The 17,707-nt window shown below is 61.0% G+C and carries 15 protein-coding genes; 8 read left to right on the top strand and 7 right to left on the bottom strand.

Annotated features, from left to right (window positions below):
* Positions 1-79: 79 nt before the first annotated feature.
* Both sfsA and thpR read right to left on the bottom strand, forming a co-directional pair.
* Positions 80-796 (bottom strand): DNA/RNA nuclease SfsA, encoded by a 717-nt coding sequence (sfsA, locus tag QMM04_RS13610; RefSeq protein ID WP_021507511.1) that lies wholly within the window; start codon positions 794-796, stop codon positions 80-82.
* Positions 797-1,336, bottom strand: coding sequence for an RNA 2',3'-cyclic phosphodiesterase (thpR, locus tag QMM04_RS13605; RefSeq protein WP_282996357.1), 540 nt, complete (start codon positions 1,334-1,336; stop codon positions 797-799).
* Positions 1,337-1,371: 35 nt separating this feature from the next.
* On the opposite strand from thpR, the gene hrpB reads away from it, so the two are divergent.
* The gene (gene hrpB, locus QMM04_RS13600) at positions 1,372-3,849 is read left to right on the top strand and encodes an ATP-dependent helicase HrpB (RefSeq protein ID WP_282996356.1); all 2,478 of its coding nucleotides are present in this window, start codon (positions 1,372-1,374) and stop codon (positions 3,847-3,849) included.
* Between the two features lie 98 nt (positions 3,850-3,947).
* Positions 3,948-6,470: a bifunctional glycosyl transferase/transpeptidase gene (gene mrcB / locus QMM04_RS13595; RefSeq protein WP_282996355.1), complete on the top strand. Its 2,523-nt coding sequence runs from the start codon at positions 3,948-3,950 to the stop codon at positions 6,468-6,470.
* 55 nt (positions 6,471-6,525) lie between these two features.
* On the opposite strand, the gene QMM04_RS13590 is transcribed toward mrcB, so the two are convergent.
* On the bottom strand, positions 6,526-6,696 hold the full coding sequence (locus QMM04_RS13590; protein ID WP_282996354.1) for a hypothetical protein: 171 nt from the start codon (positions 6,694-6,696) through the stop codon (positions 6,526-6,528).
* Positions 6,697-6,798: 102 nt separating this feature from the next.
* On the opposite strand from QMM04_RS13590, the gene fhuA reads away from it, so the two are divergent.
* The 4 genes from fhuA to fhuB are packed head-to-tail and all read left to right on the top strand — an operon-like array spanning position 6,799 to position 12,709.
* Positions 6,799-9,006 (top strand): ferrichrome porin FhuA, encoded by a 2,208-nt coding sequence (gene fhuA, locus QMM04_RS13585; RefSeq protein ID WP_282996353.1) that lies wholly within the window; start codon positions 6,799-6,801, stop codon positions 9,004-9,006.
* Positions 9,007-9,050: 44 nt separating this feature from the next.
* Positions 9,051-9,845 carry a Fe3+-hydroxamate ABC transporter ATP-binding protein FhuC gene (gene fhuC / locus QMM04_RS13580; RefSeq protein ID WP_088516628.1) on the top strand — a complete coding sequence of 265 codons (795 nt, stop codon included), beginning with the start codon at positions 9,051-9,053 and terminating at the stop codon, positions 9,843-9,845.
* A 9-nt stretch (positions 9,846-9,854) separates the two neighbouring features.
* Positions 9,855-10,733, top strand: coding sequence for a Fe(3+)-hydroxamate ABC transporter substrate-binding protein FhuD (fhuD, locus tag QMM04_RS13575; RefSeq protein WP_238561169.1), 879 nt, complete (start codon positions 9,855-9,857; stop codon positions 10,731-10,733).
* Complete coding sequence (gene fhuB / locus QMM04_RS13570) at positions 10,733-12,709, top strand: Fe(3+)-hydroxamate ABC transporter permease FhuB (protein WP_282996352.1); 1,977 nt, start codon at positions 10,733-10,735, stop codon at positions 12,707-12,709. Before fhuD ends, fhuB begins: the two co-directional genes overlap by 1 nt.
* Positions 12,710-12,744: 35 nt before the next feature.
* On the opposite strand, the gene hemL is transcribed toward fhuB, so the two are convergent.
* Entirely contained in the window at positions 12,745-14,025 is a 1,281-nt protein-coding gene (gene hemL / locus QMM04_RS13565; protein ID WP_021507502.1) for a glutamate-1-semialdehyde 2,1-aminomutase, read from the bottom strand.
* A 221-nt stretch (positions 14,026-14,246) separates the two neighbouring features.
* Between hemL and erpA the strand changes: the two genes are divergently transcribed.
* Positions 14,247-14,594 carry an iron-sulfur cluster insertion protein ErpA gene (erpA, locus tag QMM04_RS13560; RefSeq protein ID WP_021507501.1) on the top strand — a complete coding sequence of 116 codons (348 nt, stop codon included), beginning with the start codon at positions 14,247-14,249 and terminating at the stop codon, positions 14,592-14,594.
* A 33-nt stretch (positions 14,595-14,627) separates the two neighbouring features.
* Here erpA and QMM04_RS13555 read toward each other — a convergent pair whose 3' ends face one another.
* From QMM04_RS13555 to mtnN, 3 genes are all read right to left on the bottom strand, one after another.
* Positions 14,628-14,879: a hypothetical protein gene (locus QMM04_RS13555; protein ID WP_021507500.1), complete on the bottom strand. Its 252-nt coding sequence runs from the start codon at positions 14,877-14,879 to the stop codon at positions 14,628-14,630.
* Positions 14,880-14,985: 106 nt separating this feature from the next.
* Positions 14,986-15,792, bottom strand: a complete 807-nt coding sequence (gene btuF / locus QMM04_RS13550) for a vitamin B12 ABC transporter substrate-binding protein BtuF (protein WP_238561166.1) — start codon at positions 15,790-15,792, stop codon at positions 14,986-14,988.
* The gene (gene mtnN, locus QMM04_RS13545) at positions 15,785-16,483 is read right to left on the bottom strand and encodes a 5'-methylthioadenosine/S-adenosylhomocysteine nucleosidase (RefSeq protein ID WP_021507498.1); all 699 of its coding nucleotides are present in this window, start codon (positions 16,481-16,483) and stop codon (positions 15,785-15,787) included. Before mtnN ends, btuF begins: the two co-directional genes overlap by 8 nt.
* 98 nt (positions 16,484-16,581) lie before the next feature.
* On the opposite strand from mtnN, the gene dgt reads away from it, so the two are divergent.
* Positions 16,582-17,707: dGTPase (gene dgt / locus QMM04_RS13540; protein ID WP_282996351.1), on the top strand; the 1,126-nt coding region annotated here is incomplete at its 3' end.

Below are 17,707 nucleotides of genomic sequence, written 5' to 3'. Positions count from 1 at the left end.
CACCTTGACAAGCCTGTGAGGAACAGCGTATTTAGCGCACCGCTCAGAACATTCTTATCACAGCAAATAACGTTAAATATTACAACTGTGCGTTAATCGTTACCGTTAACGGCCGGGTAAGTAACATTTCTGCCGGTGAAATCTGAGCCTGATACGCCAACACTTCCACACCGCAGCGCTGCGCCTGTACCAGTAGTTCTGCGTATTGCGCATCGATATGGTGCGCCGGGGAAACGTCCTCAATCCCCGTGTGCAGAACAGCAAACAACAAAACGGCCCGGTGGCCTTCTGCCGCGATAGTGCTTAATTCGCGCAGATGTTTCTGTCCACGAGCCGTCACCGCATCCGGAAAATAGCCTTTACCATTTTGTAAAAGGGTGACGGACTTGACTTCAATATAGCAGTTGGCTTTGCCCTCCGCTTGCAACAGGAAGTCAATTCGGCTTTTTTCCGTGCCGTATTTCACCTCAGCCTGGCAGTGGCTATAAGCGGATAATTCCGGAATTGCGTCGCGCAGCAGCGCCTCGCGCACCAGTTGGTTGGCGCGCAGAGTATTGACGCAAATCCAGTGACCCTGCGCGGTTTGCGTTATTTCCCAGCTGTGCGGATATTTGCGCGTCGCGCTGGCCGAGGTGGAGTACCACACGGTGTCGCCTGGCGTGGCGCAGCCGGTCATCGCGCCGGTATTGGCGCAGTGCAGGGTAAAGGTGTCACCTTCCGGCGTAATGACATCGGCTAAAAAACGTTTATAGCGGGTGATTAAGCGGGCTGATTGTAACGGCGGATCGAACTGCATTTATGCTCCTGCGGCAGATAACAGTGGCCAGCGCGCCAGCCGGCTATAGCGCGTGCGTCCCTGCGTGAAGCTGGACGCAAACAGCGCGAAATGACTCACCTCAACGCGCCAGTGAAAACCGCGCGGCGGCAGCGCCACGGCCTGCGCAGCGTGGCGCAGCAGGGTGATGTGGGGATGGAACGGCTGCGTACTCTGCGCACAGCCATGGCGCGCGGCCTGGGCGCGCAGCAGGTTGGCCAGCTGCAGTAAACCGCGCGGCGCGCGCTGGCAGCCAAGCCACACCACGCCGGGACGCGGCCAGTGACCGGCGTCATCGAGATCCAGCGTAAAGCCCGGCTGGCGGATGCGTGCCGCCAGCTGCTGCAGCTGATCCGCCGTTTCCGTGCTGACCTCACCGAGAAACGCCAGCGTCAGGTGCAGATTCGCCGCCGCCACCGGTTTACCCGCGTCTGCGGCGAAGCAATCGGCCCGCCATTGCACCAGCTGTTGCTGGAGGGCATCAGGCAATTCGAGGGCAAAAAACAGTCGTTGCGTGGCCATGCTGAACTCCGGTAATCGGCGCCGGGTGGTGTACAATGCGCGCCATCTTAGCACAGGCAGAGTGGGAGTTGAGTGTGAGTGAGTTACCGGTAAGCGAGGTACTGCCTGCATTGCTGGCCGCGCTGGCGCAGTCGCCACAGGTGCTGCTGGCGGCCCCGACCGGCGCCGGGAAATCCACCTGGCTGCCGCTACAGCTGCTGCAACAGGCGCTGCTGCCGGGGCAAATCATCATGCTGGAGCCGCGCCGGCTGGCGGCACGCAACGTGGCACAGCGGCTGGCGGAACAGCTGGGCGAACAGCCGGGCGGGACGGTAGGTTATCGGCTGCGCGGGGAAAACTGCAGCAGCGCAGCGACGCGTCTGCTGGTGGTCACCGAAGGCATTCTGACGCGCATGCTGCAGCGCGATCCGCTGCTGGAGGGCGTATCGCTGGTGATCCTCGACGAATTCCATGAGCGCAGCCTGCAGGCTGACCTGGCGCTGGCGCTGCTGCTTGATGTGCAGCAGGGATTGCGCGACGACCTGAAAATTCTGCTGATGTCGGCAACGCTGGATAATCAGCAGCTACGCAAGCTATTGCCCGACGCGCCGTTTATTGCGTCACAGGGGCGCAGCTTTCCGGTGATGCGACGTTACGCTTCGCTCAATCCGCAGCAGCGGTTTGAAGAGGCAGTAGCGCGCGAGGTGGCACAGTTGCTGCGGGATGAGCCCGGTTCGCTGCTGCTGTTTCTGCCCGGCGTGGCGGAGATTGAACGGGTTAAGCGTGAACTGGCGTCGCGCGTCAGTGATGAGGTGGATTTATCTCCTTTATATGGTGCGCTGTCGCTGGAGGCGCAGCGGCGGGCCATCCTGCCGGCCGAGCCGGGCCGGCGTAAAGTGGTGCTCGCCACCAATATCGCCGAGACCAGCCTGACGATTGAAGGCATTCGCCTGGTGGTGGACAGCGCGCTGGAGCGCGCGGCGCAGTTTGACGTGCGCAGCGGCGTGACGCGTTTGCTGACCCAGCGCATCAGCCAGGCATCAATGACGCAGCGCGCTGGCCGCGCCGGTCGCCTGGCGCCGGGGATCTGTCTGCATCTGCTGCCGCAGGAGCAGGCGCTGCGTGCGGCGGCGCAGAGTGAGCCGGAGATACTCACCAGCGATCTGGCCTCGCTGCAGCTGGATTTACTGCAGTGGGGCTGTCAGGACGCGGCTCAGCTGCAATGGCTGGATAGTCCACCGGCGCGCAGCCTGCAGGCGGCACGTCAACAGCTGCAGCGGCTCGGCGCGCTGGATAGCGAAGGGCGGCTCAGCGCGCGCGGCCGTAAAATGGCGCAGCTCGGCAGCGATCCGCGTCTCACGGCGATGCTGTGCGCCGCCGGCGACGATGTGCACGCCATCGCCAGCGCGGCGCTGCTGGTGGCGATTCTGGAGGATCCGCCGCGCAGCGGCAGTGTCGATCTGCGTGATGCGCTCAACCAGCCACAGCCGCAGTGGCTGCGGCGCGCGCGCCACTGGCAGCAGCGCCTGAATGCAGGTCAGGGGCGCGTTGACGCCGATCGCTTCCCGGCGCTGCTGGCCGCCGGGTTTGCTGACCGGCTGGCGCAGCGTCGCGGTCACAGCGCGCGCTATCAGCTCGCCAATGGTATCGGCGCGATGCTGGATGAGCACGACGGCCTGAGCCGCTATGAGTGGCTGATTGCCCCGAGCCTGCTGCAGGGGGCCAGCAGCGCCGATGCGCGCATGCTGCTGGCGCTGCCGGTAGAGATGGATGCGCTGCGCCAGCAGTGCCCGCAGCTGGTGGAGCAGCGCACCGATGTGGACTGGGATGAAGACAAAGGCACGCTGCGCGCGTGGCAGCGGGAAGCGATTGGCGCGCTGATCCTGCGGGCCCAGCCGCAGGCGCGGCCCGAGCCGGAGATCCTGCATCCGGCGATGCTGCGCTGGATCCGCGAAAAAGGGCTGGCGGTGCTCGGCTGGACGCCAGAGGCAGAGCAGCTGCGTGTGCGCTTGCAGTGCGCCGCGCAGTGGCTGCCGGAAGAGGCGTGGCCGACGCTGGATGATGACACGCTGCTGGCCTCGCTGGAGCACTGGCTGCTGCCGGAGATGGGCGCAGTACGCGATTTGAAAGGGCTGCAGAGCGTTAATCTTGTCAGCGCTTTATTACATTTGCTGACATGGTCACAGCGGCAGCGGCTGGATACTGTGCTGCCAACTCATTACACTGTGCCGACCGGAAGTCGCCTGCCGATTCGCTACGATGCGGAAAAGCCCCCCGCGCTGGCGGTGCGTATGCAGGAGATGTTTGGCGAGGCGCAGAACCCGGCGGTTGCCGATGGGCGCGTTGCGCTGGTGCTGGAGCTGCTTTCGCCGGCGCACCGTCCGCTGCAGATCACCCGTGACCTCGCGGCGTTCTGGCGCGGTGCGTATCCTGAAGTGCAGAAAGAGATGAAAGGGCGCTATCCCAAACATCCGTGGCCGGACGATCCGGCCAGCGCCTTGCCGACGAGGCGCACCAAAAAATATTCCTCGTAGCCCGCAGTGGATCGAATTCAGAGGGTTCTGCCATGCGCGGCACGAGAAAGCAGTTAGAGTAGCGGCGCTGCCGTAGCTATGCCTGGAGAAAACAAAGCATGTCTGGGAACGATCGCGAACCTATTGGGCGCAAAGGAAAAGCGCCAAAGCCGCCGCGCAGCACTGCGCGTCGGGGTCGCCGCAGGGAACTTGATGATGATATCGATCAGGACGATTTTGACGAAGATGATGAGGAGAGTGCGCCGGTGCCACCCAAAGGTAAAGGAAAACGACCCGCGCGTGGCAAACGCCGCTGGTTAGGCTGGTTGATTAAACTCTTCCTGGTGTTTGTCGTGGTGATGGCCGCCTGGGGCGTCTATCTCGATTCGGAAATCCGCAGCCGCATTGACGGTAAAGTGTGGCAGCTGCCGGCGGCCGTATACGGGCGCATGGTTAGCCTCGAACCGGGCATGGCTTACGACAAGAAAGAGATGATTGCGCTGCTGGAAGGCACGCAGTATCGCGAAGTGTCGCGCATTACCCGTCCGGGTGAGTTCAGCGTGAAAGGCAACACCATCGACCTGCTGCGCCGTCCGTTTGATTTTCCGGACAGCAAAGAGGGCCAGATTAACGCGCGTCTCACCTTCAGCAACAACGAGCTGAGCGAGATTAAAAACCTCGATACCGGACGCGACTTTGGCTTCTTCCGCCTCGATCCGCGGCTGATCACCATGTTGCAGTCGCCAAACGGCGAGCAGCGTCTGTTTGTGCCGCGCGCCGGGTTCCCGGATCTGCTGGTCGATACGCTGATCGCCACCGAAGACCGCCACTTCTACGAGCATGACGGCATCAGCCCGTACTCGATTGGTCGCGCCTTCCTCGCCAATATCACCGCCGGTAAAGCGGTGCAGGGCGGCAGTACGCTGACGCAGCAACTGGTGAAAAACCTGTTCCTCACCAACGAACGCTCGCTGTGGCGTAAAGCGCGTGAAGCCTATATGGCGGTGATCATGGATGCGCGCTACAGCAAAGATCGCATTCTTGAGCTCTACCTGAACGAGGTGTATCTCGGCCAGGCGGGCAACGACCAAATCCGCGGTTTTCCGCTGGCCAGCCTGTACTATTTTGGCCGCCCGGTGGACGAACTGAGTCTTGATCAGCAGGCGATGCTGGTCGGCATGGTTAAAGGTGCGTCGCTGTACAATCCGTGGCGTAATCCGCAGCTGGCGCTGGAGCGACGTAACCTGGTGCTGCGTCTGCTGCAACAGCAGAAAGTGATCGATCAGGAGCTGTACGACATGCTGTCGGCGCGGCCGCTTGGCGTTCAGCCGAAAGGCGGGGTGATCACGCCGCAGCCGGCATTTATGCAGATGGTGCGTAATGAGCTGCAGGCGAAGCTGGGCGATAAGGTCAAAGACCTCTCCGGCGTGAAGATCTTCACCACGCTCGATCCGATTTCGCAGGATGCCGCGGAAAAAGCGGTTGAAGACGGCATTCCCACGCTGAAGAAACAGCGCGGGCTGAAAGATCTGGAAACCGCGATGGTGGTGGTCGACCGCTTCAGTGGTGAAGTGCGCGCCATGGTCGGCGGTGCCGATCCGCAGTTTGCCGGCTATAACCGCGCGCTGCAGGCGCGTCGCTCGATTGGCTCACTGGCAAAACCGGCGACCTATCTGACCGCCCTCAGCCAGCCAAACAGCTATCGCCTGAACAGCTGGATCGCCGACGAGCCGATTGCGCTGAAACAGCCAAACGGTTCGGTGTGGAAGCCGATGAACGACGATCGTCGCTTCAGCGGTAAAGTGATGCTGGTGGATGCACTGACTAACTCGATGAACGTGCCAACCGTTAACCTCGGTATGACGCTGGGACTCGACGCGGTAGTGGATACCTGGACCAAACTGGGCGTGCCAAAAGATCAGCTGCATCCGGTACCGGCCATGCTGCTGGGGGCGCTTAACCTGACGCCGATTGAAGTGGCGCAGGCGTTCCAGTCAATTGCCAGCGGCGGTAACCGCGCTGCGCTGTCGGCGGTGCGCTCGGTGATCGCGGAAGATGGTACGGTGCTGTATCAGAGCTTCCCGCAGGCGCAGCGCGTTGAGCCGGCGCAGGCGGCGTATCTGACGCTGTATACCATGCAGCAGGTGGCCGATCACGGTACGGCGCGGGCGCTGGGCGCACGCTTCCCGGGCGCGCATCTGGCGGCGAAAACCGGTACCACCAATGACCTGATCGACAGCTGGTTTGCCGGTATTGATGGCAAAGAAGTGGCGATCACCTGGGTTGGCCGCGACAACAACCAGACCTCGAAGCTGTACGGTGCCAGCGGTGCGATGCAGATCTATCGTCGCTACCTCGACAACCAGGCGCCGATGCCACTGGTCCTGACGCCACCGGAAGATATCACTCAGATGAATATCGATTCGGCCGGTAACTTTGTCTGCGGCAGCGGCAGCAGCACATGGCGTTCGCTGCCGGTGTGGGCGCTGGATCCGAACGCGCTGTGCCAGCAGCAACAGCAGCAGATTCAGCAGCAGCAACAGCAAGAGCAGCAACAGCAGCAACAGCAACAGCCGCAGGGCGAGCAGAAGGACTCTGACGGCGTCGCGGGCTGGATTAAAGATATGTTTGGCAGTAAATAAGCCATCCGGCACTGCACCGGCTTTATACCTTCAGAGCCTGTGCAGTGCCGGCGTTTTACCACCACGTGGCGGTGCCCGATACATGGCGGCGCTCCAGCCTGAGTCTTGCATAAAAGCTGAATTTAACTCCCTCTGGCGCTGCGGCGCCTTTTTCTTTGCCCGCCATTTTTTTAGCCGCGATCATGGATATGTGCGATCCGCTGGCAAACTCACCGCCATCAGGCATTACATCTTGCGGTGCTTGCAGGGTTTCGCCTAAAATCCGTGCGTCTAATAATCATTCTCGTTTCCATTCGCCTGCATTGTTCTATTTTCATGAGATCCCACTATGAATGCGCGAAACACTTTTCCTTGTTCTCTGCGCGCGGTGACCACCCGTCGACCGCTCGCGTTATTGATTTCCCTGACTCTGGGCACACTCAGCATGCAGGCGCTGGCCGAAGATACCGTGGTGGTGACGGCGGATGGCGGCAGCGGCGTCGCGCAGGAGAGCGCATGGGGACCGTCGCCGACCATCGCCGCTAAACACAGCGCGACTGGCACCAAAACCGATACGCCAATCGAGAAGAATCCGCAGTCGGTGTCGGTGGTGACGCAGGAAGAGATGTCAATGCATGCGGTGACCAGCGTCAAAGGTGCGTTCAATTACACGCCAGGCGTGCTGACCGGTAACCGCGGCAGCTCGGACGTTATCGATGCGCTGTCGATTCGCGGCTTCAGCGAAACCAACACCAATCAGTATCTGGATGGCCTGAAGCTGCAGGGTGACAACTACTCCGAATTCGCTATCGATCCTTACTTCCTTGAGCGCGCGGAGCTGCTGCGCGGTCCGGTGTCGGTGCTGTACGGTAAGAGCAACCCGGGCGGTGTGGTGTCACTGGTGAGCAAGCGGCCGACCCAGGAGACGCTGCGTGAAGTCCAGTTCCAGATGGGCACCGACAACCTGTTCTCCACCGGCTTCGATTTTGGCGGCTCACTGGATGATGACGGCGTTTACAGCTATCGCCTGACCGGCCTGGCGCGCAGCGCTGATGCGCAACAGGAGATGAACAAAGAGAAGCGCTATACCCTTGCGCCTTCGTTCAGCTGGCGTCCCGATGCCAATACCCGCTTTGACCTGCTGACCTACTTCCAGAACGAACCGGAAACCGGCTATTACGGCTGGCTGCCGCGTGAAGGCACCGTGGTGGGCATCACCCGGCCGGACGGCATCAGCTATAAGCTGCCCACCAATTTTGATGAAGGCGAAGACAGCAATAAGATCTCGCGCAACACCAAAATGGTTGGCTACAACTTTGAGCACAGCTTTAACGATACCTGGACGGTGCGCCAGAATCTGCGCTATGCCGAAATGCAGACCGATTATCGCAGTATTTATGGCTTCGGTTATAACCCTGAGAATCAACTGATTACCCGCAATGCCGCATTCTCAAAAGAAAAACTCAACCAGTTTGCCGTGGATACGCAAGCGCAGGCTAAATTCGCAACCGGTGATTTAGCCCATACGTTACTGCTGGGCGTTGATTTTCAGCGCACCCGTAACGATATTGATGGTCAGTTCGGCACCGCCACCGGCCTGAGTCCATTCAATCCGCAATATGGCAACGACAGCTACACCCCTTATGACGATCCTTATCAGCGTTTGAACCAGCAACGCCAGACCGGTCTGTACGCGCAGGATCAAATGGAGTGGAACCGCTGGGTGCTGACGCTCGGTGGCCGCTACGACTACGCGATGAACTCCGTTACCGACCGCGTAGCGCAGAGCGTTGATCGCCAGAACGATCAGGCCTTTACCTGGCGTGGTGGCGTTAACTATGTGTTCGATAATGGCATTGCACCTTATTTCAGTTACAGCGAAGCGTTTATTCCTAATGCTGGCGCAACATGGGGCGGCGAAGCGTTTGATCCGTCACGCGCTAAACAATATGAAGCGGGCGTAAAATACGTTCCCAAAGATCGTCCTATTGTCATGACGGCGGCGGTCTATCAGCTGACCAAAACGAAGAACCTGACGGCCGATCCCGATGCAAGCCATCAATTTGCCAGCGTGCAAAGCGGTGAAATCCGCTCCCGTGGCGTCGAGCTGGAAGCCAAAGCGGCGCTTAACGCCAACATCAACCTGACGGCGGCTTACTCTTATACCGATGCGGAATACACCGAAGATACCTTGCTGAGAGGCCGTACGCCGGTGCAGGTGCCGAAGCATATGGCTTCGCTGTGGGGCGATTACACCTTCCACGAAACCGCCCTGTCGGGCTTCACCGTGGGGGCCGGAGTGCGCTACGTGGGTGAAAGCAAAGGCTTGTACGCCAGCGGCGCAAATGCCAACCAGAACTTTGACGTCGCCGCCTACACCACTGTAGATGCCGCACTGAAATATGATCTGGGCCGCTTCGGCTTGCCGGGCTCAACCGTCGGCGTCAACATCAACAACCTGTTCGATCGCGAATACGTTGCCAGCTGCTACCGCGACTACGCCTGCTACTGGGGCGCAGAGCGCCAGATCGTCGGTACCGCCACCTTCCGCTTCTGATACTGAACACAGGGCGCTGTGGCGCCCGTTAACCAGGGATTATCATGCAGCATCCGCACCACGCAGAAACCACCTTTTCACTGGAAAACGTCAGCTTCCGTGTGCCCGGCCGCACGCTGCTGCATCCGCTGTCGCTGACTTTCGCTCCGGGCAAAGTCACCGCGCTGATCGGGCATAACGGTTCCGGTAAATCCACGCTGCTGAAGATGCTCGGCCGTCACCATGCCGCCAGCGAAGGGCGCGTGATGCTCAACGGTGAGGCGGTTGATACCTGGAGCAGTAAAGCTTTTGCACGACAGGTGGCCTATCTGCCGCAGCAGCTGCCTGCGGCGGAGGGCATGACGGTGCGCGAGCTGGTGGCGATTGGGCGCTATCCGTGGCACGGTGCGCTGGGGCGCTACGGCCAGGAAGATCGCGATCGGGTAGACGAGGCGATTGCGCTGGTTGGACTGAAACCCTTCGCCGGGCGGCTGGTGGACAGCCTGTCCGGCGGCGAGCGGCAGCGTGCGTGGCTGGCGATGCTGGTGGCGCAGAACAGCCGCTGTCTGCTGCTGGATGAACCCACCTCGGCGCTGGATATCGCCCATCAGGTTGATGTGCTGGCGCTGATTCAGCGCCTCAGCCACGAACGCGGCCTGACGGTGATAGCGGTACTGCACGATCTCAACATGGCGGCCCGCTACTGTGACCGGCTGGTGGCGCTGCGCGCGGGCGAAGTGATCGCGCAAGGCGGACCGGAAGCGATTATGCAGGCCGGGGTGCTGGGTGATATTTATGGCATTCCGATGGGCATTCTGCCGCATCCGCAGGGCGGCGCGCCCGTCAGCTTTGTCTACTGAGGCCTCGTGATGTTCGACATTTCCCGTCGCCGTCTGCTGACCGTGCTGGCGCTCTCACCGCTGATGAACCTTGCACCGCTGCGCGCCGCGCCGCCGGACAGCCAGCGCATCCTGGCGCTGGAGTGGCTGCCGGTAGAGCTGCTGATGGCGCTCGGCGTCGCCCCGCTCGGCGTGGCCGATCTGCATAACTACGCCATCTGGGTGGGTGACCCGGTCTTGCCGGCCGGCACCCTCGATCTCGGCTTACGCACCGAACCCAATCTGGAACTGATGACCCAGCTGGCACCGTCGTTGATCCTGCACTCCAACGGTTACGGCCCGGCGGTCGACAAGCTGGAGCGCATTGCGCCGACGATGGGCTTTGACCTCAACAGCGGCGATGGCAAACCGTTCACCACCGCGCGCACATCGCTGCATGCGCTGGGTGCCCGGCTTGGCCTTGAAGCGCAGGCTCAGGCCCATTTGCACTGGGTGGATGGTGAAGTGGCGGCCGCGCGTGAGCGGTTACGTCCATGGGCGCAGCGTCCGCTGCTGCTGATGTCGCTGATGGATCCGCGTCACGCCATTACCTTCGGTAAAGGCAGCCTGTTCCTCGAGGTGATGGAGCAGCTTGGCCTGCGCAATGCCTGGCAGGGCGAAACCAACTTCTGGGGCAGTGCGGTGGTCGGGCTGGAGCGGCTGGCGGAGGTCGGTGACGTTGAGGTGATCTGCTTCGACCACGATAACGAACGCGATATGCAGCAGGTGACACAAAGCGCACTGTGGCAGGCGCTGCCGTTTGTCCGTTCCGGCCGTTTCCGGCGGGTGCCGGCGGTGTGGTACTACGGCGCCACTTACTCAGCCATCAAATTTATTCGCGTGCTGGAACGCGCGCTGGAGTCGCACTGATGCGCAACCGTCTGTTTCCCGTCACGCTGCTCAGCGTGCTCAGTTTACTGGCGCTGGCGCTCACGTTTATCAACCTGCGCCAGGCGCTGCCGCTGGCACAGTGGCAGCAGGCGATGTTCGCGCCGGATATCGATAACATCCGTCAGGTGGTGTTCCACTACAGCCTGCTGTCGCGGCTGGCGCTGGCGCTGCTGGTCGGGGCCGGACTTGGCCTCGCGGGCCTGCTGTTCCAGCAGGTGTTGCGCAATCCGCTGGCGGAGCCGACCACGCTGGGCGTCTCTTCCGGCGCGCAGCTTGGCCTGACCGTCGCCACTCTGTGGCAGCTGCCGGGCGGGGAGCTGACGCAGCAGTTTGCCGCGATGGGCGGGGCGGTGCTGGTCGGCGTGCTGGTGTTTGGCATCGCCTGGGGCAAGCGTCTGTCGCCGGTGACGCTGATCCTGGCCGGTCTGGTACTGAGTCTGTACGCCGGCGCGGTTAATCAAATCTTTGCCATCTTCAATCACGATCAGCTGCAAAACATGTTTCTGTGGAGCACCGGCGCGCTGAACCAGCTCGACGGCCACAACGTGGCGCTGCTGTGGCCGCGCCTGCTGCTGGCGTTCGCACTGGCGCTGGCGCTGTTGCGTCCGCTGACGTTGATGGGGCTGGATGATGGCGTGGCAAAAAACCTCGGTCTGGCGCTGTCGGCGGCGCGCATTGCCGCGCTGGCGCTGGCGATCCTGCTCAGTGCGCAGCTGGTTAACGTCGCCGGTATCATCGGCTTTATCGGGCTGTTCGCGCCGCTGCTGGCGAAGATGCTGGGGGCGCGTCGTCTGCTGAGCCGCTTGCTGCTGGTGCCGCTGATTGGCGCACTTCTGCTGTGGCTGGCCGATCAGTGCGTGCTGTGGCTGACTGCGCACTGGCGTGAAGTGTCAACCGGGACGGCTACCGCGCTGATTGGCGTGCCGATTCTGCTGTGGCTGCTGCCGCGTCTGCGCACGGGCTCGCTGCCGCCGGCGATGAATGCTGGCGACACAGTGCCGCAGGAGCGGCAGGCCGTGCTGCGCTGGTGTCTGGCGGGCGTGATGATTCTGGCGCTGTGCAGTCTGGCGAGCATTGCGTTTGGGCGCGACGCACACGGCTGGACGTGGGTCAGCGGCGATATGCTGCAACAGCTGCTGCCGTGGCGCGTGCCGCGCGTGCTGGCGGCGCTGGTGGTCGGCACGATGCTGGGCGTCGCCGGGGTGCTGATTCAGCGCCTGACCGGTAATCCAATGGCCAGTCCGGAAGTGCTGGGCATCAGCTCCGGGGCGGCCTGCGGGGTGGTGGTCATGCTGTTCTTTGTGCCTGGTAACGCGGTCGCCTGGCTGCTGCCTGCCGGCGTGCTGGGTGCCGCGCTGACGCTGCTGGTGATTATGCTGGTGGCCAGCCGCGGCGGTTTTGCACCGGAACGCATGCTGCTGGCCGGAATGGCGCTGAACAGTGCGTTCGTCACGTTACTGATGGTGTTGCTGGCGAGCGGCGATCCGCGCATGGCCGGGCTGCTGAGCTGGATTTCCGGTTCGACGTACAACATCTCAATGACGCAGGCGCTGCAGAGTGCTGTTGTGGGCATGATACTGGTGGCGCTGGCACCGCTGGCCAGCCGCTGGCTGACGCTGCTGCCGCTCGGCAGTGCCACGGCGCGCTCAGCCGGCATGGCGCTGAACCGATCGCGCTTCAGCCTGCTGTTGCTGGCGGCTGCGCTGACCGCCACCGCGACGCTCACTATCGGTCCGCTGAGTTTTATTGGCCTGATGGCACCACATATTGTGCGCATGCTCGGCTTCCGTCGCGCGCTGCCGCAATTGCTGATGGCTGGCCTGCTCGGCGGGTGCCTGCTGGTGTTCGCCGACTGGTGCGGCCGCATGCTGGCCTTCCCGGATCAAATCCCGGCGGGCCTGATGGCGACCTTCTTCGGCGCGCCGTATTTTATCTGGCTGCTAAGGCGCGCTTAGTGAAGCGGGGCGCTATGAATGGCGCCCCGGCAGGTTTACAGCTGCGCGAAGCAGCGGCGTGCGGCATCGACGGTGCGCTGAATATCTTCCTGGCTGTGCGCCAGGGACATAAAGCCGGCCTCATAGGCCGATGGCGCGAGGTAAACACCTTCCTGCAGCATCAGATGGAAGAAACGCTTAAAGCGCTCCACATCGCACTTTGTCACGTCGGCGTAGCAGGTCACGCTGTCGGCGTCGGTGAAGAAAATACCGAACATGCCACCGACGTGGTTCACCACCAGCGGGATATTTTCCGCCTCTGCCGCCGCCAGCAGACCAGCACACAGCTGGTCGGTGAGCGCGGTTAAGGTCGCATGGGTGCCAGGCTGCGCAATCTGCGACAGGCAGGCAAAACCGGCGGCCATGGCAATCGGGTTGCCGGACAGCGTACCCGCCTGATACACCGGGCCGGTGGGAGCCAGCGCGGCCATCACTTCGCGGCGACCGCCAAAGGCACCAACCGGCATACCGCCGCCGATGATCTTGCCAAGACAGGTCAGGTCTGGCGTAACGTCGTAATACGCCTGGGCACCGCCCAGCGCCACGCGGAAGCCGGTCATCACTTCATCGATAATCAGCAGCGCGCCAAACTCATCGCACAGCGCACGCAGGCCCGGCAGGAATTCCGGCTGCGGCGGGATGCAGTTCATGTTGCCCGCCACCGGTTCGACGATAATACAGGCGATCTCTTGCGGATACTGCTCAAACGCCGCGCGCACCGAGTCGAGATCGTTATAGGTGCAGGTCAGGGTGTGACGGGCGAAATCCGCCGGCACGCCCGGCGAGTTGGGCTGGCCGAGCGTCAGCGCACCGGAACCGGCTTTCACCAGCAGGCAGTCAGCGTGGCCGTGGTAGCAGCCCTCAAATTTGATGATTTTGTCACGCTGGGTGAAACCGCGCGCCAGGCGGATGGCGCTCATGGTGGCTTCGGTGCCGGAGTTAACCATACGCACCATGTCCATGCTCGGCACCAGCTCGCACACCAGCTCGGCCATCTTCACTTCCATCTCGGTCGGCGCGCCAAAACTCAGGCCGCGCGCGGCGGCTTCGATCACCGCATTGCGAATGGTGGCGTTATTGTGGCCCAGCACCATCGGTCCCCAGGAGCCGACGTAATCGATATAGGCTTTGCCATCGGCATCATACAGATAGGCACCGTCGGCGCGTTCGATGAACAGCGGCACGCCGCCCACGCCGGTAAAGGCACGCACCGGAGAGTTCACGCCGCCCGGGATCAGGCGTTGTGCTTCGGCATACAGGTTTTCTGACTTACTCATGGTTCGGCTCCTGCTGTTCTGGAAAAAATCTGGCGCCATTCTACGGAAGAGCGGCCGGTGAAGAAAGGCGCGCGGCCGCTTGCGCCTGCGACATTGCTATACTTTATGCCATAACTGGCGGCACACAGTGTCAAGGGCGCTACTTGATTGCACTGGACGGCTGGCAGATAATAGCGAAATTGAGGTCGTTTTCTGACCTGGACGTTTACCCGGAGTAAAAGATGAGTGACGACGTAGCCGCGCTGCCTCTGCAGTTCACCGATGCAGCAGCGAAAAAAGTAAAAAACCTGATTGCGGATGAAGAGAATCCGGCGCTGAAACTGCGCGTATATATCACCGGCGGGGGCTGCAGTGGCTTCCAGTATGGTTTTACTTTTGACGATCAGATGAATGACGGCGACATGACCATCGAGAAGCAGGGTGTGGCGCTGGTGGTTGACCCGATGAGCCTGCAGTATCTGGTGGGTGGATCGGTTGACTACACCGAAGGTCTGGAAGGTTCCCGCTTTATCGTGACCAATCCCAACGCCAAAACCACCTGCGGCTGCGGCTCCTCTTTCAGCATCTGATGCTGGGCTGGCTGCCGTTCTGGCAGCCATGATTTACCACTCAATCGTCACCAGGCGTGCCGTTTCACGGCGCAACGCATCGCGGTTCAGTACGCTTTGTGTCACGCGCGGCTGCGCGCTGAAATGCCGGCCACAGTCAACAGACGGCAGCGTCTGCTCACTCGGGCGTGAGATATCGCAGCGGGAGAAAATCGTTAGCGAGACGGCGATAGAGCCTGTGGTGGTTGCCGCACCGATCGGTGCAGCCACGATCAGCCCTATGGCCAGCAGCAGCGCTCTGGTCATGGTGAAATCCTGGTGATGTCAAAAGTGCGCTACGCGCTAAAAGGGCACAGAGCATACGTGGCCGCTGTGCCTTGTTATTTGATTTTCGACATGAATCGTCGAATCTTTAGTCTGGTAATGCTTTATTTTTCGTCGGATGTAAAGCTTCGCATAATTGTTTTGCTGCCAGCAGCAGGCGCGGACCCGGCCGGCTCAGCCAGTCATCGTTAAGCGCAATCACCGGTACGTTAAGCTGCGGCTGCCAGAAGCGCGCGACGCTGGCGGCGCGGCTGGCATCACCGCCAGTGACAATCGCCTGCGGGTGCCGCGTCAGCACCTGTTCCCGGCTCACCTGAGGCCAGCTTACGCTGCTGTCAGCAAAGATATTGCGACCGCCGCACAGGGTGATAACCTCATTCTGCAGCGTGCTGCGCGCGGCGGTAAACAGCGGCTGCTGGCCAAACTGCAAAAACAGCGGCACCGGCGTTTGCTGCTGATAGCGCTGACGCAGCGTCTGCAGCTGCTGGTGTAACGCCTGTGCGGCCGCTGTGGCCCGCTGGGGCTGTGGGCTCCAGCGCTGCAGCGCCGCCAGCGCGTTAATCATCTGATCGAGTGATTGCGGATCGATCCATTCCACATGGATGCCCAGACGCTGCAGCTGCTCCACCTGGCGCAGCGGATTGCCGCCGCGCCAGGCCAGCACCACATCCGGTCTGAGCTGCACAATGCGTTCAACGCGAATGCCCTGCCAGTTCGCCACCTGCTCCAGCTGGCGAGCAGCGGCGGGATAGTCTGACCAGGCGCTCACCGCCACCGGCGTGATGCCGGCGGCAAACGCCAGTTCGGTGAGATGCGGCGACAGGGTAATGACGCGCGGTGCGGCCAGCAGACTGTGGCACAGCAGCCACAGCCCGAGCAGCAGATATTTAGCCACGCGCCAGCTGAGCCAGCAGGTTTTCCACCATCAGCGACGACTGTTTAGCCGCCACGCTGAGGAACTCTTCGAAACTCAGATGCGACGCTTTATCGGCCACGTCAGAAATAGCGCGTACCACCACGAACGGCACTTTAAACTGATGGCAAACGTGACCAATCGCCGTGGCTTCCATCTCTACCGCAATCGCCTGCGGGAAGGTGCTGCGGATACGCTCCAGCGGCGCGGCGCCATTGATAAAGGCATCACCGCTGACCACCAGACCGCGCACCGCGTTGAGATCCAGCTGTTTGATCACCTGCTCTGCGGCGGCAATCAGCGCGCTGTCTGCGACAAACGCCGCCGGGCAGCCCGCCATCTGACCAGGCTCATAGCCAAAAGCGGTGACATCGGCATCGTGATAACGCACTTCATCGGACACCACGATATCGCCCACCTGCAGGGTTGGCGCCAGACCGCCTGCGGAACCGGTGTTGATCACCAGATCCGGTTTGCACAGCTCCAGCAGCAGCGTGGTACCGAGCGCCGCCGCGGTTTTGCCGATGCCCGATTTCAGCAGAGCCACCTCAACGCCGTTGAGCGTACCGGTGTAAATTTCGCAGCCGGCCAGCGTCAGCGTCTGACGGTTTTCAATTTTGTCACGCAGCAGTGTGACTTCCTGCTCCATCGCGCCAATAATGCCTGCTTTCATAAAGAATCTCGCTGTAGTTATGGATGTATAAGGCTAAAGTGAGGCATAGTCTAACATGGCTCAATGGGGATCAATTCAGGAAAAAATAAGGGGTAACAATGGCGACGATCAATTTCAGGAAGAAGATCAGTTTCACCCGCCCTTATACCAGCCGCAAAGATCCCGAAGGCGAATACTTTATTACCCGCCACTTTGAAAGCGATCGTGGACGCATTATTAATTCTGCCGCGATTCGCCGTCTGCAACAAAAAACCCAGGTGTTTCCGCTGGAGCGGAATGCGGCCGTGCGCTCGCGCCTGACCCATTCGCTTGAGGTGCAGCAAACCGGGCGTTACATCACCAAAGAGATTCTGCATACGCTGAAAACCCAGGGCGGCGGGCTGGCGGCTTACGGCCTCGATGGCTTTGAGGGCGCGGTCGAGAGCCTGGTGGAGATGGCCTGCCTGCTGCACGACGTCGGCAACCCGCCGTTTGGCCATTTTGGTGAAGCGGCGATCAATGACTGGTTTGATGACAACCTGCCGGCCGAACTGGTGGATCCGCTGGTGGCGGGCGTGGCGGATGACGCGCAGCGTGCCGATTTCGACCGGTTAAATGCAATGATTCGTCAGGATTTGTGCCATTTCGAAGGGAATGCGCAGGCCATTCGGCTGGTGCATACCCTGCTGCAGCTAAATCTTAGCTATGCGCAGGTCGCGTGTATTTTAAAATACACCGCGCCGGCGTGGTGGCAGGGCGATAAGCCGGCGGAGTTCAGCGTGTTAATGAAAAAGCCGGGTTTCTATTTATCCGAACGTGAATATGTGGCCGATCTCCGCGCGGCAACGGATATACCTGAGCACCACCGTTATCCGCTGACCTGGATAATGGAAGCGGCTGACGATATCTCCTATTGTATTGCCGACCTTGATGACGCCGTAGAAAAAGACATCTTCACCGTCGATACGCTCTATCATTCTTTGCTCAACGCCTGGGGTCCGGTGAAATCCGGCGACGCGTTCAGCCGCACCATTAATGAAGCGTGGAAAGAGGCCAATCAGAAAAAGCGTCGCAGTATTAGCGATCAATTTTTCATGTCGCTGCGGGTCAACGTCCAGAGCGTGCTGGTCAGCCATGCGGTGCGCCGCTTTGTTGATAATTTACCTGCCATTTTTGCCGGCAGCTTTAACCATGCGCTGCTGGAAGATGACGGTGATGAAGGGCGCCTGTTAAAATTATTTAAAA

The sequence above is a fragment of the Pantoea sp. Pa-EAmG genome (assembly GCF_030024295.1).
GTDB classification, from domain to species: Bacteria; Pseudomonadota; Gammaproteobacteria; order Enterobacterales; family Enterobacteriaceae; genus Pantoea; species Pantoea dispersa.
The sequence above is the reverse complement of the archived record's forward strand: the minus strand, read 5'-3'. Positions and strand labels throughout refer to the sequence as shown.